The 24,656-nt window shown below is 36.5% G+C and carries 26 protein-coding genes; 10 read left to right on the top strand and 16 right to left on the bottom strand.

Features of this window, described 5'->3' with window-relative positions; genetic code table 11:
* Positions 1–54 precede the first annotated feature (54 nt).
* Positions 55–228, bottom strand: coding sequence for a 50S ribosomal protein L32 (gene rpmF, locus ACFCT9_RS01250; protein ID WP_002480558.1), 174 nt, complete (start codon positions 226–228; stop codon positions 55–57).
* A gap of 90 nt (positions 229–318) precedes the next feature.
* Positions 319–867: a YceD family protein gene (locus ACFCT9_RS01245; protein ID WP_412520176.1), complete on the bottom strand. Its 549-nt coding sequence runs from the start codon at positions 865–867 to the stop codon at positions 319–321.
* A gap of 127 nt (positions 868–994) precedes the next feature.
* On the opposite strand from ACFCT9_RS01245, the gene ACFCT9_RS01240 reads away from it, so the two are divergent.
* Both ACFCT9_RS01240 and ACFCT9_RS01235 read left to right on the top strand, forming a co-directional pair.
* Positions 995–2,137: a nucleotidyltransferase gene (locus tag ACFCT9_RS01240; RefSeq protein WP_412520174.1), complete on the top strand. Its 1,143-nt coding sequence runs from the start codon at positions 995–997 to the stop codon at positions 2,135–2,137.
* Positions 2,138–2,151: 14 nt separating this feature from the next.
* The gene (locus ACFCT9_RS01235; protein WP_412520172.1) at positions 2,152–3,102 is read left to right on the top strand and encodes an ornithine cyclodeaminase family protein; all 951 of its coding nucleotides are present in this window, start codon (positions 2,152–2,154) and stop codon (positions 3,100–3,102) included.
* Positions 3,103–3,273: 171 nt separating this feature from the next.
* Here ACFCT9_RS01235 and coaD read toward each other — a convergent pair whose 3' ends face one another.
* Entirely contained in the window at positions 3,274–3,759 is a 486-nt protein-coding gene (gene coaD / locus ACFCT9_RS01230; RefSeq protein WP_412520170.1) for a pantetheine-phosphate adenylyltransferase, read from the bottom strand.
* The gene (gene rsmD, locus ACFCT9_RS01225) at positions 3,752–4,303 is read right to left on the bottom strand and encodes a 16S rRNA (guanine(966)-N(2))-methyltransferase RsmD (protein ID WP_412520169.1); all 552 of its coding nucleotides are present in this window, start codon (positions 4,301–4,303) and stop codon (positions 3,752–3,754) included. The genes coaD and rsmD overlap by 8 nt, the downstream gene beginning before the upstream one ends.
* A gap of 64 nt (positions 4,304–4,367) precedes the next feature.
* On the opposite strand from rsmD, the gene ACFCT9_RS01220 reads away from it, so the two are divergent.
* Positions 4,368–4,757, top strand: a complete 390-nt coding sequence (locus ACFCT9_RS01220; RefSeq protein WP_412520168.1) for a hypothetical protein — start codon at positions 4,368–4,370, stop codon at positions 4,755–4,757.
* 52 nt (positions 4,758–4,809) lie between these two features.
* On the opposite strand, the gene ACFCT9_RS01215 is transcribed toward ACFCT9_RS01220, so the two are convergent.
* On the bottom strand, positions 4,810–5,064 hold the full coding sequence (locus ACFCT9_RS01215) for a DUF2129 domain-containing protein (protein ID WP_412520166.1): 255 nt from the start codon (positions 5,062–5,064) through the stop codon (positions 4,810–4,812).
* Between the two features lie 139 nt (positions 5,065–5,203).
* Here ACFCT9_RS01215 and ACFCT9_RS01210 point away from each other — a divergent pair, with 139 nt between their 5' ends.
* Entirely contained in the window at positions 5,204–6,130 is a 927-nt protein-coding gene (locus ACFCT9_RS01210) for a glycerophosphodiester phosphodiesterase (RefSeq protein ID WP_412520165.1), read from the top strand.
* A 114-nt stretch (positions 6,131–6,244) separates the two neighbouring features.
* On the opposite strand, the gene ACFCT9_RS01205 is transcribed toward ACFCT9_RS01210, so the two are convergent.
* The 4 genes from ACFCT9_RS01205 to cyoE all read right to left on the bottom strand — a co-directional run bounded on the left by ACFCT9_RS01205 (position 6,245) and on the right by cyoE (position 9,263).
* Positions 6,245–6,685, bottom strand: coding sequence for a YlbF family regulator (locus ACFCT9_RS01205; RefSeq protein WP_412520163.1), 441 nt, complete (start codon positions 6,683–6,685; stop codon positions 6,245–6,247).
* A 14-nt stretch (positions 6,686–6,699) separates the two neighbouring features.
* Positions 6,700–7,740 (bottom strand): CAP domain-containing protein, encoded by a 1,041-nt coding sequence (locus ACFCT9_RS01200; protein WP_412520162.1) that lies wholly within the window; start codon positions 7,738–7,740, stop codon positions 6,700–6,702.
* Positions 7,741–7,864: 124 nt separating this feature from the next.
* Positions 7,865–8,326, bottom strand: a complete 462-nt coding sequence (locus ACFCT9_RS01195) for a DUF420 domain-containing protein (protein ID WP_412520160.1) — start codon at positions 8,324–8,326, stop codon at positions 7,865–7,867.
* Between the two features lie 25 nt (positions 8,327–8,351).
* Positions 8,352–9,263, bottom strand: a complete 912-nt coding sequence (gene cyoE / locus ACFCT9_RS01190; RefSeq protein ID WP_412520158.1) for a heme o synthase — start codon at positions 9,261–9,263, stop codon at positions 8,352–8,354.
* A 320-nt stretch (positions 9,264–9,583) separates the two neighbouring features.
* Between cyoE and ACFCT9_RS01185 the strand changes: the two genes are divergently transcribed.
* Complete coding sequence (locus ACFCT9_RS01185; RefSeq protein ID WP_412520157.1) at positions 9,584–10,510, top strand: COX15/CtaA family protein; 927 nt, start codon at positions 9,584–9,586, stop codon at positions 10,508–10,510.
* Positions 10,511–10,651: 141 nt separating this feature from the next.
* Here ACFCT9_RS01185 and ACFCT9_RS01180 read toward each other — a convergent pair whose 3' ends face one another.
* The 3 genes from ACFCT9_RS01180 to ACFCT9_RS01170 form a co-directional block, all read right to left on the bottom strand.
* Complete coding sequence (locus ACFCT9_RS01180; RefSeq protein ID WP_412520155.1) at positions 10,652–14,101, bottom strand: pyruvate carboxylase; 3,450 nt, start codon at positions 14,099–14,101, stop codon at positions 10,652–10,654.
* A gap of 390 nt (positions 14,102–14,491) precedes the next feature.
* On the bottom strand, positions 14,492–15,712 hold the full coding sequence (ftsW, locus tag ACFCT9_RS01175) for a cell division peptidoglycan polymerase FtsW (protein WP_412520154.1): 1,221 nt from the start codon (positions 15,710–15,712) through the stop codon (positions 14,492–14,494).
* 235 nt (positions 15,713–15,947) lie between these two features.
* Positions 15,948–16,223 carry a YlaN family protein gene (locus tag ACFCT9_RS01170; RefSeq protein WP_002480542.1) on the bottom strand — a complete coding sequence of 92 codons (276 nt, stop codon included), beginning with the start codon at positions 16,221–16,223 and terminating at the stop codon, positions 15,948–15,950.
* A 136-nt stretch (positions 16,224–16,359) separates the two neighbouring features.
* On the opposite strand from ACFCT9_RS01170, the gene ACFCT9_RS01165 reads away from it, so the two are divergent.
* Together ACFCT9_RS01165 and ACFCT9_RS01160 are read left to right on the top strand one after the other, a co-directional pair.
* On the top strand, positions 16,360–16,842 hold the full coding sequence (locus ACFCT9_RS01165) for a hypothetical protein (RefSeq protein WP_412520152.1): 483 nt from the start codon (positions 16,360–16,362) through the stop codon (positions 16,840–16,842).
* Position 16,843: 1 nt separating this feature from the next.
* Positions 16,844–17,047: a DUF2197 domain-containing protein gene (locus ACFCT9_RS01160; RefSeq protein WP_412520151.1), complete on the top strand. Its 204-nt coding sequence runs from the start codon at positions 16,844–16,846 to the stop codon at positions 17,045–17,047.
* Positions 17,048–17,131: 84 nt separating this feature from the next.
* On the opposite strand, the gene typA is transcribed toward ACFCT9_RS01160, so the two are convergent.
* Positions 17,132–18,979, bottom strand: coding sequence for a translational GTPase TypA (typA, locus tag ACFCT9_RS01155; RefSeq protein WP_412520150.1), 1,848 nt, complete (start codon positions 18,977–18,979; stop codon positions 17,132–17,134).
* Between the two features lie 94 nt (positions 18,980–19,073).
* Here typA and ACFCT9_RS01150 point away from each other — a divergent pair, with 94 nt between their 5' ends.
* Positions 19,074–19,265: a DUF5325 family protein gene (locus ACFCT9_RS01150; protein WP_412520148.1), complete on the top strand. Its 192-nt coding sequence runs from the start codon at positions 19,074–19,076 to the stop codon at positions 19,263–19,265.
* Positions 19,266–19,428: 163 nt separating this feature from the next.
* Here ACFCT9_RS01150 and ACFCT9_RS01145 read toward each other — a convergent pair whose 3' ends face one another.
* Positions 19,429–20,247: an inositol monophosphatase family protein gene (locus tag ACFCT9_RS01145; protein ID WP_412520146.1), complete on the bottom strand. Its 819-nt coding sequence runs from the start codon at positions 20,245–20,247 to the stop codon at positions 19,429–19,431.
* 117 nt (positions 20,248–20,364) lie between these two features.
* On the opposite strand from ACFCT9_RS01145, the gene ACFCT9_RS01140 reads away from it, so the two are divergent.
* Complete coding sequence (locus ACFCT9_RS01140) at positions 20,365–20,976, top strand: YktB family protein (RefSeq protein WP_412520145.1); 612 nt, start codon at positions 20,365–20,367, stop codon at positions 20,974–20,976.
* A gap of 220 nt (positions 20,977–21,196) precedes the next feature.
* Positions 21,197–22,543 carry an Nramp family divalent metal transporter gene (locus ACFCT9_RS01135; RefSeq protein WP_412520144.1) on the top strand — a complete coding sequence of 449 codons (1,347 nt, stop codon included), beginning with the start codon at positions 21,197–21,199 and terminating at the stop codon, positions 22,541–22,543.
* A 75-nt stretch (positions 22,544–22,618) separates the two neighbouring features.
* Here the strand turns inward: ACFCT9_RS01135 and ACFCT9_RS01130 are convergent, their stop codons facing one another.
* On the bottom strand, positions 22,619–23,254 hold the full coding sequence (locus ACFCT9_RS01130) for a DUF4064 domain-containing protein (RefSeq protein ID WP_412520142.1): 636 nt from the start codon (positions 23,252–23,254) through the stop codon (positions 22,619–22,621).
* 238 nt (positions 23,255–23,492) lie between these two features.
* Entirely contained in the window at positions 23,493–24,626 is a 1,134-nt protein-coding gene (gene auxB, locus ACFCT9_RS01125) for a lipoteichoic acid stability factor AuxB (RefSeq protein ID WP_412520140.1), read from the bottom strand.
* Positions 24,627–24,656: the final 30 nt, after the last annotated feature.

The raw sequence follows: 24,656 nt of genomic DNA, 5'->3' as shown, positions 1-24,656 counted from the left end.
AATAAACAAAAATGAGACCTACCGTTTTAGACGATGGGTCTCATGATTCATCAATTATTTTGAAACGACTTCTTCACCGTTGTAAGAACCACAGTTTTTACAAACGCGGTGAGATAATTTGTATTCACCACAGTTAGGGCATTCAGTCATACCTGGTACTGATAATTTAAAGTGAGTACGACGTTTATTTTTTCTAGTTTTAGATGTTCTTCTTTTTGGTACTGCCATGATTTAATCCTCCTTAAATTTCAAACACAAAATCTTTGTTACTGTGCGATTAAGATGTTAATAACAATACTATCTATTGTACATCAACTTCTATTGCTTTTCATCATAAAATTGTTGCAATTTTTGAAGCCTTGGATCGACTTTCTTAGAAGAGATTTCTTCTGCTTGTTCACTTTCTTCTAATTCGTCTTCGTCAATAACTTCCCAACCTTGACCGCTCTGCAGCATGTCTTCTAAACTGCTGTCTTCAGCCACTGCTCGGATAGGCTTTTCTATGATGACAAGCTCTTCTGCGATATCACGTAAATCAATCATTCCGCTTGTAGCAAGATGATAATGTTCATCGTCATCTTCGCTTTCACTAAACTCATGACCTTCTAAATCAAATATTTCTGTAGTCTCGACATCAATCGGCACTTCCACCGGCTCTAATGTACGCGCATCTTCCATCGTGTACGTACCAGTTAAGTGGATATCAGCGACAACTTCATTTGATTTGACATCAAGTTTGCCTCTCACTCGGATATCAGATAAATCTATAAGTCCTAATTTATCAATTAAATGATTATAATTTACTGTTTGATCAAATTCAAAAGGCTGACCTTGATATTTTCTTAATTGCGTTATTGACCATTTCATATGGCTTCACCTCTAACAAGCACAAAATTTATTTTAACTTTCTAGCGTTAAGTTGTCAAGATTTTTTCTTAACATCTTGACTTTTTGATACAATAATCATAATGAATTCTGAAAGGACGGATTGCAAATGAAATGCGCTGCACTGATTACAGAGTATAACCCCTTCCATAACGGGCATGTTTACCATGCAGAACAAGCACGTAAAATCGCCGATGCAGATGTTACAGTTGCGATTATGAGCGGTCAATTTGTGATGCGCGGTGAACCTGCCATCTACAACAAATTTCTACGGACACAACTTGCGCTCTCTGCTTGCGACCTTGTAGTCGAACTGCCTGCTTATGCCGCATTATCTGCTGGAGAATACTTCGCAGAAATGGGTGTCAAAGTTGCGGACTATCTGAATTGTGATGCACTCGTATTTGGGAGTGAATCCGGCAGCATCAAAGATTTCGAACATGTTGCCATGCAAGTCAACCATATCGAAGAACACCCAGAATTTCAAACAAAGCTGCACGAAGGGAAAAGTTACCCTAGAATCATCAATGAATTATTAGATGCTCCCGCCTTACTGCAGACACCTAATAATATCTTAGGTCTTTCTTATGTACAAGCGATACAACACTATGCAGCACACATCACACCGATGACACTCATGCGTCATCAAACCAAGCATCATAACCAAACGATAGATAACCAAACCTTCGCAAGCGGCAGTGCGATTAGAACAGCACTTAAAAACAATGACACGCGCTTTGAATCCGTCGTGCCTGCGTCCGTTAAACACTTGTATACGCAGCCGCACTTAACTTTAGATGACGTATTTCCTTATTTGAAATTCACCATACTACGCGCAACTCTTGAAGAATTGCGTGAAGTACATACAGTCAGCGAAGGATTTGAGTACCGTTTAAAAGAAAAAATCCAAGCTGCACACAATTTTGAACAATTGATGCATCTGCTTAAAACTAAGCGCTATACGTATACCCGTATTCAACGTATGTTAATGAACTGTTTGTTAAACTTTAAACAAGCAGATAAGCAAAATAATATTGAAGCTGTACGTATCTTAGGTATGAACGAAAAAGGACAAACTTATTTAAAACAGTTAAAGAAAGAATTTCCAAATCGTCAATTTATCACTAACGTCAATAAAACAACTGCCCATTACTTTGAACCAGAAATCAAAGCAACACAAATCTATAATACCTTATCTGGTCAAACCGCTGACGATTTCAATACACCCGTTATTAGGGTACAGTCATATTAAGGGGGTTATTCAACATGCAAGTATATTCAGAAGCAGAAGTCAAAGCACAATACCATATGAAAGATGCGATTACAGCGATTGAACACAGTTTCAACAATTTGGATCAAATCAAAACGGCACCGCGTACTGTCATTCCTACAGGTGAAGGTGCAAAATCCATGTTATATATGCCTTGTGTTGATTTAGCAAAACAACTCGGAACCATCAAAATTACATCTATTACACCAGAGAACCCTAAACAACATCTGCCGACAACACAAGCACAAATTGTAATTACCAACCTTGAAAACGGAGAAACGAATGCGATTTTGGATGGCAGTTATCTTACGCGTTTAAGAACAGGCGCACTCAGCGGCATTGCGACAAAATACATGAGCCGTGAAGATGCGACAACGCTAGGTATGATTGGAACAGGCGGTATGGCTTATGAACAATTCTTAGGCAATATCGAAGTGCGCGATATCGATACCGTTTTACTTTATAACCGCACAACGAAAAAAGCACAAGACTTTAAGACGCGTATCTTAAAAGATTATCCAAACTTACATGTAGAAGTCTTAGAAGATGTATCAACACTCGTTAAACAAGCAGATATTCTTAACTGCCAAACACCTTCTACCACGCCGGTCTTTCAAGCTGAAGATGTCCATCCGGGAACACATATCAATGGCATTGGCTCCTATCAACCCGATATGAAAGAACTAGACCCACACATTTTCACTCAAGCAGAAAGTGTTGTCGTCGATGATCTTGAAGGTGTGAAAGAAGAATCCGGGGAATTAATAGAAGCGAATCAAAACCAAACCTTTACCTTTGATGACATCAGTGCCGAACTCAAAACACTTTCTAAACAAGGCACTTTGTATCGAAAAAACAATGATGCCATTACTGTTTTTAAATGTGTCGGTGCAGCTTACTTTGATTTAGCAGTTGCGATCGGTGCATATGAAAAACTAAACCAATAACACAAAATTAGGGTTGTATTCACATTGCTTAACTGCACAATAAGAATACAACCCTTTCTTTTATAGTCAATACATGTTTCCAAGTCTTTAAATTCTTGGTTTCTATTATTTAAATCAAAACACGTTTCAACACCTCTTGTATGATACAAATAGACGTTGAAACGTGTTTTATTAATGTCCGAATTTTTCTTTTAATGCTTTTTCTACAGGTGGCGGTACAAACTCAGAAATATCTGCTTTATATTGCGCAACTTCTTTCACTACGCTAGAACTGATGAATGAATAGTTCGTGCTTGTCATCATATATAATGTTTCGACATCACTATTCAATTTCTTGTTCATAGATGTTAGACGCAATTCATATTCAAAGTCACTGACTGCACGTAATCCTCGAACAATTGTTTTTGCGCCGATTTTATCACAAAAATCCACAAGCAATCCATTGAATTGGTGCACTTGTACATTTGGAATATTTGCGACAGATGCTTCAATTAAAGCGATGCGTTCTTCCACAGTAAAAGTCCCTGACTTATTACGGTTTTTCAATACACAGATATGGATTTCATCAAAACGGTGTGCGACACGTTCAATAATATCCAAATGTCCATATGTAATTGGATCGAAACTACCTGGTATTACTGCTTTTGTTTCAGCCATCATGTTCTCCTTTTTCTAATAACATAGTATCCGTTAAGCCATAATGATAACGTTTAATCACTTCAAACGATTGTGTATCAATGTTTTCTTTATGGTTAAACTCACAAACGATGATACCACTTTTCTTCAATAAGTTAAACTCTTCGATTTGTGCTAATGCTTTATCAATCAGACCTTTATTATAAGGCGGGTCTAAGAAGATTAAATCAAACTGAATGTCTCGTTTTGATAAAGCTTTTAATGCGCGGTCTGCATTATTTTTATAAACCTCTGACTGTTTCATCATATCTAAGCTATTTAAATTCGCTTTTATCACTTTAACAGCTTTAAAGTTTTGGTCCACAAAAATCATTTCATCCATACCGCGAGACAATGCCTCTATACCTAGTGCACCGCTTCCCGCAAACAAATCTAACCCGATACCAGATACTTCATGCAGCGTATTAAAAATACTTTCTTTAACTTTATCTGTTGTTGGTCGTGTATTGCGCCCTTCTAAACTTTCTAACGGTTTACTTTTATGTTGACCGGATATCACTCTCATCTTATACTTCACTTCCCCTCTCGTTCTATAATATAATTTGGGTAATAAGGAGGCTATTCCCAAAATGAAACAATCTTTTATTGTACTCGGTGAAGGACTCACCGATTTATTTGAGTTCAAAACACTTATTCAATATAATCATGAACGCATTAACCGTATTGTGTTCTTTAACAGTCCAGACTCATCTAAAGGTTTAAGTTCCGCAGCAATTATTATGAACCCGACTGAAGGCAATTATTTCCAAGCCATGTATATCATGTTAAATGCCTTCTCGTACCCTCATCCAGAGGATAATAAAAAGTCAGAAATGATTCGCGGCTTCGCAGAAGACTACCAATTGCCTTTAAATGAATTAGATGTCAAATCTACAGACGACTTTCATGATTTAGAGCTTTATTTTAATTATTTAATCGGTGTATTACGCTTATATCATTGGATACCACCCTTACAATAACGTTTAACACTTTGTTATTAAGGTTATATTTGTTGATACAGTTGTGTAACGATTAATTGATTTCGTACTTTTCTTTTTCATACGTTTTCTTTAAATATTTATAAGGAGAACCTTCAATGTGACGCACATACTTTAATTTCATAAGTCGATTGACAATATGATCGGCATCATTTTCATTGATATACATGACGACATATTTGCGATTGCGATTACTATTAATAATATGACCGTATTTTCGGATATGACGTTCATGTTTCATGTGTTTAAGGTATATAATTAAACTGGTTCTAGGTATGATTTCTGTCATTTTGATCACTCCATTACTTTAATCTATAGTATCACGACTGAACTAAATTTGAAATAACCAAAGCCCTGTATGACAAAGCATTCACGCTTTATTCATACCACTTTAGGTTAACTTCATATGCATACGAGGAGGAAATTCCATGGTAAAAATAAGTAGACTTATCAGAAACAGTGTAGCAGGTGCTGCCGGTATATTCAGCGGACTTATCTTTTTGTCAAAATTCAAAGGTCAACCAGAACCTCAACCTATCCCAGCATTCTTTACACGTAAACCTCATTATATCTTCGCACATCGCGGTGGTATGGCTTTACGTCCTGAACAAACTAAACTCGCATTTGATGCGGCAGCATCATACGAAGTTGATGGTTTTGAAACGGATGTCCGTGTAACAAGCGATGAACAATTGATTGTCTTTCATGACGCAACAGTAGACCGTACCACAAACGGTTCAGGCAAAGTACGCGAGCACCGCTTAGAAGAACTACAAAAACTAGATGCAGGTTATCATTTTAAAGACATTAACAACGATACACCTTATCGCAATCATCCAGATGCGAAAATTCTAACATTCGATGAATTATTAGAGTTATATCCAGACATGTTAATCAATGTAGATTTAAAAGATAGTCAGGATTCTTATGAAGGGACCATTGCGCCTGAGTTATTATACAAATCAATCGTACAACATAATGCACAAGACCGTGTGTTAGTCACAAGCTTCTATCAAGACCAAATCGCAAGATTTTCTGAATTGGCTTTAGGAACCGTTGCGGTTGGTGCGAGTCAAGAAGAAGTAACTGTGGGTGTGGTTAAGTTCTTCAGCGGATTAGGAAATATGTTTGAGGCACAAGCCAACACGTTCCAAATGCCGACTACTTATAACGGTATACCACTCACTTCAAAACGATTAATCAATTGGTTAAATTCACGCAACATCGTACCAGGCTATTACGGTGTGAATAGTATTGATTTAATGAGTGATTTATTTAATAAAGGCGTGCATACTATCGTCACTGACCGTCCTGACCTTGCGTTCCAATATCGTCAAAATCAATCACAACATTAATCCGACTTATCCTTTTAATCATATTGATGTCTAAATCAACAAAACAAACACCCATTACACATCGACAATATGTCGTTGGTAATGGGTGGTCGTTTTATATTATTTCGAATGATTTTAAGCGTGTATTTGACATTGGCATGTTCCGCCAGTACTACATCCATGCATATCTGTTCTAAAGAATGGATTTCCTACTTCGATTTTAACGTTATCCGAAATAGAAGTTGCGATAATGGTGATGACTTCATCCACTAAATTTTGAAGTTCAGTTTCTTGTTGTTTATAAGCCATCACAGATGGCACCATGTCATACGCACGTTTACTTTGACGTGTGGCACGTGTCACCTTCTGATAATCCGGATGATATTTCCCAAAACGCATTACTTCATCATAGTCTTCTTTATACTTCATAAATGTTTGATAATGTGCTTGTGCTGTTTCATCTTCATTCATGATTTGACGCGCTTCTACATATGCTTGATAAATCTCTGAGTTTAAAATCATTTCACTGACTTCATCTACACCATCTAATACTTCAATGACTTCAGAATTAATCATATTGTCACCTTCCATCATTTTCCGATAAATATTAATGTATAGTAGCCATCCATGACATCTCCGCCCATTTCAGTATATTGTGTATTCAATATACGTGAACGGTGAATATCTGAATTCAACCAACTATGCAAGAGTGTTGGTACATCGTTAAAGTCATAACCAACGTTTTGACCGACCACTTCAAAGTCTATATTACGATCATCTAATTGTTGTTTCAAAGCACCCTCAGTAAACTCAACGTTTTTATTATTGGTACTTTCATATAAGTTAACTGAAGCGATGTGGCTTAAATCATTATTTACTTTGAAAGGTTTAAGTCCTTTTAAACTTCTGATTTGATTAGTGACTTCATATAGCGTCATCAACTGGTTAACATTTTGTTCATATGGTATATCTTTATGTTGGTTTTCAACTGTTTTCTCATTAGATGTTTGTGTCATTTGGTATGGATTAAACATAACTAGTGCATCTGCATCTAAGAATCTGACACCGACCACTTTATTCGTTTGTTGATCGATATACACTTGCGCATAGATATCGCCATATTTAATCAACATTTGTGTTTTCATATCTTCATCAGAAAGTTCTATATCATAAGATTTTCCATTTGCTTTAATACGAGGTTCTGGATTAATACTGGTGTTCTCGAAAATACTAGAAGCATCTTCAGAGATATTGATAGGTTCAATATCCGCCTTCGTTCCTGTCGCATAGACTGATTTAACGATATTATTTTTAGCTGTCACAATATAATATTGACTTTGTGCTCTAAAGACATAATTTTTATAGTCATTTGCGTATTCATAGACACGATCAGCTTGACCGAATTTCTTCGTCAAACTGCTAATGTCGTTATTGACCCACGTTCCAATCCCTGACTTAGGTTTTGGATTTTCAGTCTCCGGCCCTTTTTTCTGTGTTTGTTCTGTTTTCGTCGATGATTTCTTGTTTGGATTTTCTAACACATCAAATTTCAGCCGTGGCGAATAAAATAAATAGATAAGAAAAGTTATGAGTAGCAAAACGCCTATAACTTTAATAATTAAATTCCTCATTCTCCGCCCACCTTAATGTTAAGTAATTATCATTGTACACGTTTCACACGCACACTCGCAAGGATTGTCTTATTTAAAAACATCGACTGACAACTTATCACGTCATCAGTCGATGTTTTACATTTTAAAAGCCGAAAGTAGCTTTGAATAATGAAGTTGTTTCTCCACCTGAGTACATTACATATAACAAGATGTATACGATAATACCTGTGAAAGCTGTAAAAATCCAAATAATCGCTGCCCAAGGACCGACCTTGCGGTGAAGATTAAATTTGTCTTTAAACGCTGTGATGATTTGGAATAATCCCATTAATCCACCCACTGTTGATAACGCAATGTGGAAAATTAAGAAGAAATGGTAATATCCTTTTAACCATGCAGGTCCACCGAAAGCGGTATTCCCGATAAAGAATGTTCTGCTCGCATAAATAATAAAGAATGTTAATGCGAAGAATGCTGCAGTCAACATTACTTTCTTATGCGCTTCAATTTTACGTTTTTTAATCAAGTACCATCCAACAATAACTAAGGCTGCACAAATTTGAATACAGCTCGTACTTATCGTTGGCAATATAGGTAGACTCATAAATCTCATCCTATCTTCAATTTATTTAAATCATATTGATTAAAGAAATTATAACTGCTAATGCAAAGAATAGCACTAAATAGTTCAGTGAGTAAACAAACATTAACGTAGCCCATTTCTTTTGATTGAAGTTCTTCTTGAAGCTTGTTAAGCCAAGATACATCCAACCCAAGTTTAGAAGTGTTGCTAATACAACGAATACCGTACCTAGATTTGTAAATAATAATGGTAAAGGTAATAATGCAACTAACCATAAAAGCATACCTACACGTGTACGGTTAAAACCTCTTACAGATGGTAACATTGGAACTTTAGCTAAAGCATATTCATCCTGACGTTTAATCGCTAAGGCATAGAAATGAATCGGTTGCCAACAAAATACCACTAAGAATAACGCAATTGCTGTTAAGCTAAGTTGTCCTTCAATGGCTGTCCAACCGATTAATGGCGGTACTGCACCTGGGAAACTCCCGATAACAGTATTCCAAGTTGTGTGGCGTTTAGACCAAATTGAATAAAATGATACGTAGCCGATGATGCCCATTAAACCGATAACACCTGATGGAATGTTCAGCATAAATAAGAGGATTTCGCCTAAAACCATCATTCCGAAACTTAAAATCAATAAATTTTTATTTGAAATTCTGTTATTGACTGTCGGTCTTGATTGTTTGCTTGGCATGATGCTGTCAATATCTTGGTCATAATAGTTATTGAGTGCACATGCGCCCCCCATGATGAGCGTTGAACCGATCATCATCAACAGAATTTGCGGTATAGATGATAGGAAGGAGTGATTCGCTAATACAATCGCCAGCCATGCTCCTGTGAAAGCCGGAATTAAGTTCCCTTGAACGAGCCCCATTTTAATAATTGCTTTCAGTTCTTTAAGGGTTACACGACCAGAAGCTTGTGACAAAGTATGTCCTTTATCCATAATGCCCCTCCTTAAAATATTCATATAATACAATGATATAGCAAAATGTAATCGTTGACTAGGTTAAATAAGACAAATTTGTGACACTTTAGCGACAACGCGCATTTTCAAAAAATCGTCATTTTTGTGACACATTTTCATTCCACTTGCTATTAAAATTTATAGTCTTTATTGATATAATGTTTATAAATATTTACAATTTATCAAATGACAACTAGGCTTGAGGCATGGAAATCGGATTGGTCAGACATACTTGTTCATACTAATCCCTCCTTTCCTCTGCCTTTATCTATGTCAATTAATCAGTGGGGTGTTTTAAATTGTTTAAGAAACGTAACCTTAGATGGTTAGCTGTTCTCGCAACAGTTATTATGGCATGGGTTCAATTAGGCGGCGCACTTGTAACCAAAACAGGTTCAGCCGATGGTTGCGGATCATCATGGCCGTTATGTCATGGCGCATTATTACCGCAAAACCTGCCTATTAGTACTATTATCGAGCTCAGTCACAGAGCAACATCTGCATTATCATTAATCGTGGTATTATGGTTGGTTATCACGGCTTGGAAAAATATCGGGTATATTAAAGAAGTGAAACCACTCGCAATTATCAGTGTCGGTTTCTTACTTATCCAAGCATTAGTCGGAGCTGCCGCAGTACTTTGGCAACAAAATGATTACGTACTTGCCTTACACTTTGGTATTTCATTAATCAGCTTCTCATCCGTATTCGTATTAACATTAATTATCTTCGATGTTGATCAAAAATACGAAGCCAACAAAGTACACATCGACCGCAAATTAAGATTCTACACTTGGACAATGGCGATTTGTTTATATGTCGGCATTTACACAGGTGCATTAGTAAGACATACAAAATCATCACTGGCTTATGGTTCATGGCCATTACCTTTCGCAGACTTGATTCCGCATACAGAACAAGACTGGGTACAATTCATGCATAGATTATTAGCACTTATCGCGACAATCAGCGTCTTCCTTGCGTTTAATTACGCAATCAGACACTATCATGATAACCGTACTATTCGTTACGGTTACACAGCCGCATTACTTTTAATCGTGTTGCAAATTATTACAGGTGCGTTATCTATCTTCACAAGCGTGAACTTGTTCATCGCTTTATTACACGCATTAATCATCACATTTGAATTCGGTTTAATCGCCTACTTCATCTTATTAATGCTTCGTACTAAACGTGTTGAAAAAGTTAAAAACAACGCATATTAAGACAAATAACCGCTGAACAAAATAATGTTCAGCGGTTATTTTTTTGCCTCTTTCAGCTCAGGTCATTCTCTTATAAATGATAGGATCAACATAAGATAAAAAACACCAGAAATAACCATCATTTCTGGTGTTTCAATTTAATTATTCATCTTTTTCTAATTCTACTAATAAGTCACCTGTTTGAATGCCTTCACCATTTGTCACAGTTACTTGTTTCACTGTTCCGCTGAATGGTGCTTGAACTGTTGTTTCCATTTTCATTGCTTCTGTAATCAATAACGCTTGTCCGCTTTCTACATGATCACCTACCGCAACTTTAACTTCTGAAACCGTACCTGGCATTTGTGCACCGATATGGTTTGGATTTGATTTATCTGCTTTAGGTTTCACTGTCGCATTTGTTTTCACATTTTCATCTTGAATTTTAATTTGACGCGTTTGACCGTTCATGATGAAGAAGATAGTTCTGACACCTTTATCGTCTGGTTCCGTAATCGCTTCTAATGTGATAATCAAAGTTTTACCTTTATCGATTTCAACTTCTACAGTTTCGCCTGGACGCATACCGAAGAAGAATGTTGGTGTATCTAATAATGACACATCACCGAATTGTTCTTTCGTTGCGATGTATTGTTCATACACTTTTGGATAAATCGCATAACTGATTAAATCTTGTTCAGTGACAGGTGCTTCTTGTTTCGCTTGAAGCTCTTCACGCAATGCTTCAAAATCGATATCTTCAAGATATTCACCTGGACGTTCTGTTAAAGGTTTTTGACCTTTCAACACTACTTTTTGAAGCTCTTTATTGAAACCATCTGTAGGTTGTCCGATTTCACCTTTAAAGAATGATACCACTGATTCAGGGAAGTCGAGTTTATAACCGTCTTTTAAGACATCTTCTTCTGTTAAATCATTTTGTACCATGTATAACGCCATATCACCGACTACTTTTGAAGATGGTGTTACTTTAACGATATCTCCAAATAGGAAGTTCACACGACGATACATATCTTTGACTTCATGGAATCTATTGCCGAGACCTAAACTTTTCGCTTGTTGGTTCAAGTTAGAATATTGGCCGCCAGGCATTTCATATTGATAAATTTCTGTATTTGGTGATTTGAAATCACTTTCGAAATCACTGTAGTAATGACGTACTGTATCCCAATATTGACCTAAACGTTCTAAACCGTTGATATCTGTACGTGCATCACGCCCGAAACCATTTAAGGCATAGTACAATGAGTTGGCACTTGGCTGACTTGTTAAACCACTCATAGAAGATACCGCTGTATCAATAACGTCAACACCTGCATCTGCCGCTTGTTTATACGTTAAGATACCGTTACCGCTTGTATCATGCGTATGCAAGTGGATTGGTAAATCAACTGCCGCTTTTAATTCTCCAACTAATTCAAAGGCCGCTTTAGGTTTTAATAAACCAGCCATGTCTTTAATCGCAAGAATATGGAAGCCTTCTTTTTCTAATTCTTTCGCAAGGTTCACATAGTATTCTAATGTATAAATATTTGAACGTTGCGGATCTAAAATATCACCTGTATAACAAATTGTACCTTCAGAGATTTTACCTGCTTCTTGAACCGCTTCATTCGCCACTTTCATTTGGTCTAACCAGTTTAATGAGTCAAAGATACGGAAGACATCGACACCCGCTTCAGCACTTTCTTTAACGAATTTCTTAATCACATTATCTGGATAGTTTTTATATCCTACTGCGTTAGACGCACGTAATAACATTTGGAATAAAACGTTAGGGATTGCTTTACGCATTTGCTCTAAACGTTCCCATGGGTTTTCTTTCAAGAAGTTATAGGCAACGTCAAATGTTGCACCGCCCCACATTTCAAGTGAGAAGGCATCTTGTAAGATTTCAGCTGTTTGAGATGCAATCGCTAACATATCTTTCGTACGGACACGTGTGGCAAGTAAAGATTGGTGTGCATCACGGAATGTTGTATCTGTAATTAATACATCTTCTTGTTTCAATAACCAATCTGCTACTGCTTTAGGGCCTTGTTCATCTAAGAGTTGTTTCGTTCCTCTTAATTGTTTGATTTCAGATTTTGGTACACGTTCTACATATGGACGTTCAAATTCTGGCTTTTGACGTTTCTCTACGTTAGGGAAACCATTAATTGTCACATTACCAATGTATTCTAATGTTTTTGTACCACGGTCTTGTGTTGGTTTAATTTCGAATAACTCTGGAGTTTCTTCGATAAATTTAGTTGTATAGTCGCCTTCTTGGAAGTGTTGATTACGGATTACATTAATCAAGAAAGGAATATTTGTTTTTACACCACGGATACGCATTTCACGTAATGAGCGATCCATTTTTTCAATTGTTTGTTTAAACGTTAACGCATGTGTTGATAATTTCACTAACAGTGAATCGTAATAAGGTGAAATTTCTGCACCTTGGAAGCCATCACCAGCATCTAAACGTACACCGAAGCCACCACTTGAACGATATGCAATAATATGACCTGTATCTGGCATAAAGTCATTTGTCGGATCTTCTGTTGTGATACGACATTGAATCGCATAACCTAATGTATGGATATCATCTTGATGCGGAATACCGATTTCATCACCAAATAATGACTCACCATCCGCCACAAGGATTTGTGTTTTCACAATATCAATACCTGTGATCATTTCAGTGATGGTATGTTCTACTTGAACACGCGGGTTAACTTCAATAAAGAAGAATTCATCGCCAGACACTAAGAACTCAACTGTCCCTGCGTTGACATAGCCGACATTGTTCATTAATTGTAAGGCTGCATCACAAATACGTTGACGTAACCCTTCATCCATACCAACGGATGGCGCAACTTCAACCACTTTTTGGTGACGACGTTGTACCGAACAATCTCTTTCATAAAGGTGAACAATATTTCCATGTTCATCCCCCATAATTTGTACTTCAATATGTTTTGGTTCATTAATATATTTTTCAATATAAACTTCACTGTTACCGAAAGATTTTTGTGCTTCAGATTTCGCACGCGTAAAGGCTTCTTCAAGCTCAGATTCTTCATTTACAATACGCATACCTTTACCGCCGCCACCGCTAGTGGCTTTAATCATTAACGGATAACCTGCTTCTTTCGCAAAATCTGCCGCTTTATGATAATCCTCAATCGGTCCATCTGTACCTGGAATAACTGGTAAACCAGCTTCAATTGCTGTGGCGCGGGCTTTCACTTTATCCCCGAACATATCTAAATGTTTCAATTTCGGGCCGATAAAGATAATACCTTCTTCTTCACAGCGTTTTGCGAAGGTTTCATTTTCACTTAAGAATCCGTAACCAGGATGAATCGCATCAACATCAGCATTCTTCGCAACTTCAATAATGCGTTCGATGTTTAAATAACTGTCCGCAGGACCTAAGTCCTCACCGACTAAATAAGATTCATCTGCTTTGTTTCTATGTAATGAACCTTTGTCTTCATTTGAATAAATTGCGACTGTTGTAATATCTAATTCAGTGGCTGCACGGAAAATACGAATTGCGATTTCACCACGGTTTGCTACCATTAATTTATTAATCTTCTTCAAGCGATCAACCCCCAAAAATCAATTATTAGAATTTTCTAAACCTTTGTTGTAAATTGTATTATACCAAAACACGAACATTAATGTTAGTAGAATTATCTGTTCTGATATAAAAAATTTATGCCGAACTATACATAATAAACAACTTATAAACACATCTCTAAAGCATATTTGATGTTGTGAGTATAGCTAGGACTTACCTAAGCATATCCGTATTATATCACATTTTCTTATAACACATCATAAACTTTAGTTATACCTATTTCTGAAAACAATCATTTTCACTTAACCTTTATTCTTAACATTATTGACGCCTCACTATAAAAACGTTTGTATTTTTACATATTGGACCAATAAAAAAAGACTGAGTGTATGACCACTCAGCCCAATCCTTTAATATCTTCTAGGAATATCAATATGTGTTTGTTTTGCTTTTTGTTTATCCAATTTAATTTGTTTTGCGGTAATTAAGAGTAACCCTAAGGCAATACTTAAACTGATCATAGAAGAACCACCGAAACTAATAAACGGTAATGGTAACCCTGTTAAAGGAATCAACGCTGAAATACCGCCTAAGTTTACGAAAGTTTGACTGCCAATATAACTTGCGATACCCACACAAACCAGTTTGTAGAAATAAGAACTTGTTTGGGAGGCTAATTGGAAAGCTCTATATACAATAAAGAACAGTAAACCAATCACAAAAAGACCGCCGATTAATCCTAATTCTTCACAAATGACCGCAAAAATAAAGTCCGTATGCGGTTCTGGCAAATACCCGAGTTTCAATACACTGTTGCCGATACCTTTACCAAATAATCCGCCATTCCCAATCGCCATAAGCGAGTTGGAAATATGATAACCCGTACCTGATTCATAATGGAATGGATCCGTCATAATTCTAAAACGGGCAACTAAGTAAGCGGGTAACCAACCTGCAAGCGCAAATAATATGAAGGCAATACCGCCGCCTACAAAGATGATTCCGCCCCACTTTACCAGTGGTTTAACCCAAATACCTGCATAAAGCATGATAGACATAAATATAATGATAATCAACAATGTCTGTCCTACATCACGTTGGAATAGAACCATGATAATACATAATATAATGAATAATATTGGACCGCGAATTAGTTTAGGATTCGCAAGTACGCGTTCACGCTTCTTATTAATCATAAATGGTAAATACAATATAATAGCAATCTTCAATAACTCAGAAGCCTGTAAGTTCATAAACCCTAAGTTAATCCAACTTTTTGAACCGTTAATATTCTTACCGATTAATAAAGTAAAGAAGAGTAATAGGAAAATACCGACCATCATAATTTGCTGTACACGCGTCTGTTGTAAAAATTTAACGTTCATAAAGAACGCCATAAAGAATACAATAACAAAACTCATCACAACATACATGAGTTGTCTCGAATAGAAATATGTACCAGAAACAGGTGTACCACCTGTGAGTGTCCCTTTAGTTGCTGGAACCATGCTGGCACTATAAACCATGATTAAACCGATAAAACACAGCATTATATATGTAATGACTAGCGGATAATCGATATATTTTGCATACTTTCCTACATATCGAAAGAAAGATTTTATGTTATTCATTTAAAAATCATCCAATTCTCATATTTGAAATCACTTCAAATATATTTAGAGTTTGTGAAAGACATGAATGTCTTAATTCTGTTTTTACTTTGACGATATCTTTATAAAACCACATTTTAAAGTCGTGTTGCAAGCATTTCTGTATGCTTGAAAGAAATAAAAAAAGTGACTGACATTCTATCAACTTCTGACAGAACTGCAGCCACTTCGTGCGGTTTAATCTGATGCTGTGAAATTAAACGTTTGTGAATGCCTCATGAAGTTTAGACAATTCTTTTTCAAGACGCAACATGATTTCTTTGCCTTGTTCAATATCGATCAAGCCTAAGTTTGCTGCAAAGTCTACTTCTTTTTGTAAGCCAAACATTTGTGTATCTAATACTTCTTCATACAAAGGACATTGCGGCAATGTTAAATTGTCCATTTGCACTTTGATTAATTGCAGAATGCGATCTGCATCTTTATTTAATTGGTCATATGCCGCGTTATTGATTGTGTTCGATTTCGTCATGACATACTCCCCCTATCATTTGTTTGTCATACTAAAAATTTTAGCCTACTCAAAACTAAATTGCAAGTAAATTTCGATTCAGTAAGTCTATTCTATGTTATCATAGACTCAGATAATATAAAGGGGAGCGCATAACATGATACAAATTAAGGGTAACGTTAAATTTCCAATCACACTAGATAGTACGACTTGGATTTTTGACGATCGCAAAGTAAAAATCGAAGATTTAGAAGCAGGTGTCTTTGAAGGTACTAAACCTGTCGAATTCCAAAATAACCGTGAATGGAATCGCGCCATTTTGGAAGGACAAACAAATCCTCCAACCCTGAATTCTGAAATCAAATATAAAAAACGTGCCATGATTGAAGACACATTTGTGATTAACATGACACCTTTCTTCAAGAATGCTGAACCAAATGAGAATGCTTCAGCTATTCGTCTTTCTAATGACGAAGATTCAATCGAGGTGCCGTTAAGCTTATTACCTTATCTATTCTTCAAATTCGCAGATAAAGGTAAACGCTTATATGATGACAATGGTGTAGACAGCTTCGTGTACATACCTGAAGAAGGGTATTCACATGAATTCAAACATGTGACGGCTATCGAGGTGGTATAATTTGATCAAAGTACAGTGTATCATTTGTGATACGGAAGTACTCATAGATGAAAATACATTGGAAGCCAAACAACTACGCAATCACCCAATGCGCACATTTATGTGTGAAGATTGCAGAAGTCGTTTAGATGTTCCTAAACAACGTAATAATTTTTATAAATCACAAGAAAAATTCAATATATTAACAGAAGACCATGACCATTAAAGCATGGTCTTCTTTCTTTTCGCATAAAAAAAGAAGCCTGAACCATTTGATTCAGGCTTCTTCAATATTTAAGGTTGTTAACGCTTATTCGTCTTCAGCCATTAATTGTTTGATTCGTTTTGCTTCTTTTTCACGTTGAGATTTATTCAAGATTTTCTTTCTCATACGGATACTTTCTGGTGTAACTTCTAACAATTCATCGTCATCAATAAATTCTAACGCTTCTTCAAGTGTTAAGATACGTGGACGTTTCATTGTTTCAGTTTGGTCTTTTGTCGCTGAACGTACGTTGGTTTGGTTTTTAGTTTTCGTGATGTTTACTGTTAAGTCGTTATCACGGTTGTTTTCACCAACAATCATACCTTCGTATACTTCAGTACCTGGTTCCATGAAGTTTGTACCACGGTCTTCTAAACCAATAATTGCGTATTGGCTCGCTTTACCTTGGTCCATAGAAACTAATACACCATTACGACGTCCGCCAATACGTCCTTTGATACGTGGACGGAATTCTTCGAATGTGTGGTTAATGATACCGTAACCGCTTGTCATAGACATGAATTCAGTTGTGTAACCAATCATACCACGTGCCGGAACCATGAATACAAGACGTGTTAAACCGTTGTCAGTTGTAACCATGTCTAACATTTCACCTTTACGTTGTCCAAGTGATTCAATTACTGAACCTGCATTTTCTTGAGGCACTTCACATTGAACACGTTCGAATGGTTCACATAATTGACCATCAATTTCTTTAAGAATTACTTGAGGTTTAGATACTTGTAATTCGAAACCTTCACGACGCATATTTTCAATTAAGATTGATAAGTGTAATTCACCACGACCTGCGACTGTCCATGCATCTGGTTGATCAGTCGGTGTAACTTTTAATGAAACATCTGTTTCAAGTTGTTGGTCTAAACGGTCTTGAATTTGACGTGCTGTTACATACGTACCTTCACGACCTGCGAATGGTGAGTTATTAACACGGAATGTCATTTCAAGTGTTGGTTCATCAATACGTAAAACAGGTAATGCTTCTTGATGATCGTGCGGTGTTACTGTTTCACCAACGTTGATATCTTCCATACCTGAAACCGCAATTAAGTCCCCAGCATGTGCTTCTTCAATTTCTTCACGTTTTAATCCGAAGAAACCAAAGATTTTGCTGACACGGAAGTTTTTAACACTGCCGTCTAGTTTTAATAATGAAACTTGGTCGCCGACTTTGATTGTTCCGCGGAATACACGGCCAATACCGATACGACCTACATAATCATTGTAATCAAGCAACGCAATTTGGAATTGTAATGGCTCATCACGGTTATCAACTGGTGCAGGTACATAATCTAAGATTGTTTCATACAATGACTGCATGTTTTCATCTTGTTTTTCTGAATCTAAGCTTGCTGTACCATTGACCGCTGAAGCATATACAACTGGGAATTCTAATTGGTCATCATTTGCGTCTAATTCGATAAATAAGTCTAAGACTTCATCTACAACTGCTTCAGGACGTGCTGCTGGTTTATCAATTTTATTTACAACTACTACAGGTTTTAAATTTTGTTCTAATGCTTTTTTCAACACGAAACGTGTTTGAGGCATTGTACCTTCATAGGCATCAACAACTAATACAACACCGTCTACCATTTTCATGATACGTTCCACTTCACCGCCGAAGTCAGCGTGTCCTGGTGTGTCTAAAATATTAATTCTAGTGCCTTTATAGTTAACTGCAGTATTTTTCGCTAGGATTGTAATACCACGTTCTCTTTCGATGTCATTAGAATCCATTGCACGTTCATCAACATGCTCATTCTCACGGAAAATACCAGATTGTTTTAATAATTCGTCAACTAAAGTTGTTTTACCATGGTCAACGTGAGCAATAATAGCAATGTTACGTACGTCTTCTCTTAAATTTGTCATACTAAATTTCCTTTCTTGAGTAAATTCCCACTTCAATTTGCAACTTTTTTATTATATCATATTATTGAGCAAAGAATAGTAAGGTGGGGTTTGAATGCAGAAAAAAAAATCAAAAGCGATATTTTGGCTTTATTCTGTTCTTGCAGTTATTTTCTTAGTACTGTTCAGTTTTAGCCTAGGTGCTCAAAATTATTGGTTTATGGCTATTACAGCCATTATCCTTATCGCAATTTTTGGTGCCGGCTTTGCAACTAAGAAAAAATATCGTGAAAACGATTGGTTCTGACCATTTATAACATGAATTTTTAACACAAAGGGTTCCACTCCATGCAGTACCCTGCAGGAGAAAGAATACACATATATTTCAGTCAAAAGAAAAAGGTTGGGTTCCAAGATGCTTTTTGAACAATCTCTGTTTAAAAGCTTCGATGGTCCCGACCTTTTATTTTTTATTGATATCTTTTGTGTAAAGCTTCAAAAGTTTCTTTTTCTGGCAACATGTATTGGGTTAAAATTTGTTCATGTACTGTTGGATTACCGACTAATACAGAATGCGGTTGATTAAGTGTTAACGGATTGCCTAATAAATCCGTACCTTTTCCGCCCACTTCATCTAAGATAATTAAAGCACCGGCATAATCCCAAGGTTGCAGTCTTGGTGTGAAATACGCACCTAATTTCCCTTGAGCCACATGAATCATTTCTAAGGCCGCAGAACCATATGCGCGACAACTTCTCGCTTCATCTACTACCTTTCTGAATATAACACCTATTACTGGCTTTGTTAACCAATTTGGATTAATTCCAATCAGACTTTTATTCAAATCTGAATGCTCTAATGGTTTCATTGGATGTTCATTTACAAATGCACCCTCTCCTGCTTTTGCATGATAGAGTAAATCATTCATGACATCATATACAAATCCTGCATAAGGCTCACCATCATTATAAATACCGATGGAAATCGCAAAATTTTCTTTTTGGTGCACAAAGTTTAATGTGCCGTCGATTGGATCAATCACCCATACAATCCCTTTTTGTTCCACTTCAGACATCGGTCTGCCATGCCCTTCTTCACCAATAAACTGGTGGTCTGGATAATTCTCCATAATGTTGTTATAAATAAAATCTTCCGTCGCTTTATCGACATTCGTAACCAAATCATTCGGATTTGATTTTGTTTCAATATCGATATCTTGCTGCATCATTTTACGAATATTATTACCCGCTTCAATTACAAGTCCTTTTGCAAAATCATATACTGCCATTTACGAACACCCCTTTAATCATATTATAACTAAATCATTTCAGAATTTCATTTACTCTAAATCACGTCAAAATTATGCTACAATAGCTTCATTCATAACCAACAGGAGGCTTTTGTCATGTCTAACTATACTTTTTCTTCTAACGACTTTAAAGTCTTTGAAGTGCCTGGATTAGAAGCACGTATGTCTGAAATCGAAACGCATATCAGACCTAAGTTACATCAACTCGGCGAGCACTTTGCTGACTTCTTGTCTACGCATACAGCTGATGCATTCTTCATGCATATCGCAAAACATGCACGTCGTACAGTGAATCCCCCAAAAGATACTTGGGTTGCATTCTCTACAAATAAACGTGGTTATAAAATGCTGCCGCATTTCCAAATCGGTTTGTATGAATCACAAGTCTTCGTAATGTTCGGTGTGATGCATGAAGCCAAAAACAAAGCACATTACATCGACGTCTTTGAAAATCATTTCAACGCTATTGAAAACTTGCCGGCAGACTACCGTATTTGTGTAGACCATGTCAAAATGGATAAACCCTTGATTCAAGATTTGTCTACAGAAGATTTAGAACAAGCATTATCACGTGCGAAACAACTCAAAAAAGGCGAGTTCTTTATTGCCCGTACACTTGCGCCTGATGCACCTGAACTACAATCTGATCAAGCATTCCTCAACTATCTAGAAGATACATTTGAGCAACTGTTAAAGTTTTATCCATAATAACATAATGCCGAGTATTTAACTATCTATTCAGAATTATCGTACTGAATTAGACAAAGTTCGTCTTATCCTACTTTGTCTAATTCAGTTTTTCTTTTCCGCTCATTTCTCATTGCTCACAATTTTTATCTCCAAAAACTGTTTTATTAGGTTGACCTAATTTTATTTTTACTTTATTATTAAACCATTGTTAGAACATATAGAAGTGGGGGTGGCCTTCTTGACTAAAAGACAGGTCAATTATAATAACGACAGCTTAGATGAAATCAACAATACTGTCAGTTTCAATTCAAACAGCAGTATCAAGCAGAAATTTTTATCTTTCTTAGGGCCAGGCTTACTGGTTGCGGTAGGTTATATGGACCCAGGTAACTGGATAACCTCCATGCAAGGCGGAGCCAAATATGGTTATATTCTGCTCTTTATTATTTTAGTTTCAAGTTTATCTGCAATGCTTCTTCAAAGCATGACAGTTAGGCTGGGTATCGCATCAGGACATGACTTAGCACAAGTCACTAAACGTTTCTTAAACAAACCGCTCGCATTTATATTCTGGATCATAGCTGAACTTGCAATTATTGCCACAGATATCGCAGAAGTTATCGGTAGTGCCATTGCACTTGATCTATTATTCGGAATTCCATTGCTTGTCGGTGCCATTATTACAGTGCTTGATGTTTTTATTTTATTATTTATTATGAAATTCGGCTTCAGAAAAATCGAAGCGATTGTCGGTACATTAATCTTTACCGTACTCGCAATCTTTATCTTTGAAGTTTATATTGCTTCACCAGATGTTGTCAGTGTATTAAACGGCTTTGTACCTAGCAGTAAAATCATTACACAACAAGGTGCTTTATATATCGCATTAGGTATTGTCGGTGCGACGATTATGCCGCACAACCTATATTTACATTCATCTATCGTTCAATCTAGAACATACAATCGAAAAGATGAAGCATCTAAAGCACAAGCGATTAAATATGCGACGATTGATTCAAACATTCAATTGTCTATCGCATTTGTGATTAACTGTTTATTACTTGTATTAGGTGCCGGATTATTCTTCGGTTCTGGTAATGCAGATAATCTTGGCGGTTTCTATGACTTATACCAAGCTTTAGAACAACAACCGCTTCTTGGCGCATCGCTTGGCGGACTCATGAGTACTTTATTCGCAGTCGCTTTACTTGCGTCCGGTCAAAACTCAACCATTACAGGTACATTAGCTGGTCAAATCGTTATGGAAGGGTTTATCAACTTGAAATTGCCAAACTGGGTAACACGTTTAATTACACGCTCAATCGCAATTATTCCAGTCATCATTTGTTTAATCATCTTCCACGGCAATGAAAGTATGATGGAACAACTCTTAGTCTTTTCACAAGTATTCTTAAGTATTGCGTTGCCGTTTACATTAATTCCGCTTCAACTTGCAACCAACAACAAAGATTTAATGGGACGCTTTAAAAACAAACTATGGATTAACATTGTTTCATGGTCATTGATCGTTATATTAAGCGGATTAAATATCCATTTAATCATTCAAACATTCCAAGAACTTTAAACAAATCAATACAAAATTAAAGCAGCCGCAATCTTGAAATTATCTCCTTACAAGATTGCGGCTGCATTTTTAATATTATAATTTGTCATCATCTAAATCATGTCTGCTCGGACGTTCAGACTCGTCTCTTCTACGTTGTTTTGCTAATTCACTTTCATTCGCATTTTCTTCATAATGCGCTTCATGATTTTGTTCATGTGTATCAAACTTTTCATGTTCTTCATGACTAATCACTTGTTGTTTCACATCAGGGTTTACTGATGCGTGCTTATTTGGATTATCGTGATCACGTGTATAACCTTCAAAATAACCATGTTGTTGGTCATAGGCTTGATTGGCTTCACGTTTTGCTTTACTTCTTCTGACAAATAACATTATCGCAACGATAAAGAATAAAATAGAAGCGATAAAGTTTGAGAAGTATAAGCCTACGACTGCCGCTACAATTAAAATAATTCCCGCAGCAATGCGATTTTTCTTACTTAAGACTAAACCAACTACTGCGATAATTGCGACAACAATCAAACCAATTGTGGTGAAGACCATTGTTTGATGCAAGTATTGCGGCGACATACTCGTATCCCCTTGTTTTAATAGAATGTCTGCCAACATACCATCTTTCATGAATGTACCGATTAAGAACAGCAACATGTAAAGCACTGTCAGACCTACACCGATCCATCCAATGATTCTTTCTGCTTTTCTGTTCATTTTGAATACCCTCCTAATTAAGCCGAAGTGAAGCGTCGCATTCTGTTCTTCGCTGACTTCCTCCGCTTTTTTAAGGCCGTTTAACGGGTCTTATAAACGTAACTACCCTTTAGGTTGGTGTTTTATGCACAAAACAACTTATTTTGAAATTATTTTTGGTTTCTGGTTAAAATAATTTTATTTTTTACAAAATTAAAAACCGAAAGCAATCATCAACATTGCTTTCGGTTTATTAAGCTTAAGATTCTTTATCTTGGTCGTTTGGTTTTGTGTCTTCTACATCATTTTCATTTGTTTCTTTGGTATCCATTGGTGTTTTGCCTTGATTGAATGAACGACGTTCTTCAAAGTTCATACGTCGTTGATTGACCGCACTTGGGCGATTCTTGCGTGCTTCTTTTGCACGACGTTTTCTTTCTTTTTTCTCACGCTTACGTGCTGCTTTCTCTTCGGCCGTTTCACCTTTACGCGGTTCCACATCACGATACTTCACTTCTTCAGGCTCATCAGAAGGTTCTTGCCACATAGCTTGTTCACGTTCATAAGCCTCTTGTTCTTGTTGCTCTTTAACTTCCTCTTCTGATTTTTGTTTATATTTAGCCTGACGTGATAAGAATTCAGGTTCACTTTCATCTTCACGTCTTGTGATAGGTTCTTCAGATTCTGGTGTCTCTTGTGACTCTGTAGTTTGATGTGTATCCTGTACTCTGTCTTTTTTCGGTACATATGCTTTCACATCATCTTCATCATCGTACGCATCACGTTTTTCATATGAAGGTTCATAACGTGGTGTTCTTTCGTCTTCTGGATAGCCATATGGACGTCTTACTTGTTCACGGTCATATCTATCATAATCATCATAACCGCCCTCATATGGTACATATCCGCCGCCATAACGCGGTACTGTTTCAATTCTATCTTTACGCACAAACATCATAATTGCGACGATAAAGAAGAGTACCGGTATCACGATTGTTGCGAGCAATAACACTAAAGGCAATGTTATGATAGATGCCACTAAGAAGAGAATTCCAGATAACACTCGGATATTCATGGAAATGAGTGCTAAGAATGAAATTAATAAACAGACAATTAAATAAACAATGACTGCCCAAATACCATTTTGAAGCCAAATCACAAATTGTGTGGTATTTAAACTGTTATTCGCAAGCACTTGTTGTGCGAGCTCATTGTTATTTATGGACTGTTCAAGATTTTGAATTGATGTATTGTTGCTGAATGACACAAGCGCAATAAACATTGTAATTACTGTTAATAACAATAATCCAATCCAATTCAGCCAACCTAAGACTTTTTCTGCTACTCTGCTGACTGGGCGTTTTATTTGTGTATACTGTGGTTCTTCAGACATCATTAACACTCCCTACTCTACTTACTAATC

It is taken from the genome of Staphylococcus simulans (assembly GCF_047037175.1).
Classification (GTDB): domain Bacteria; phylum Bacillota; class Bacilli; order Staphylococcales; family Staphylococcaceae; genus Staphylococcus; species Staphylococcus simulans_C.
Note: the sequence above shows the minus strand (reverse complement) of the source record. Positions and strands in the feature narration are given on the sequence as shown.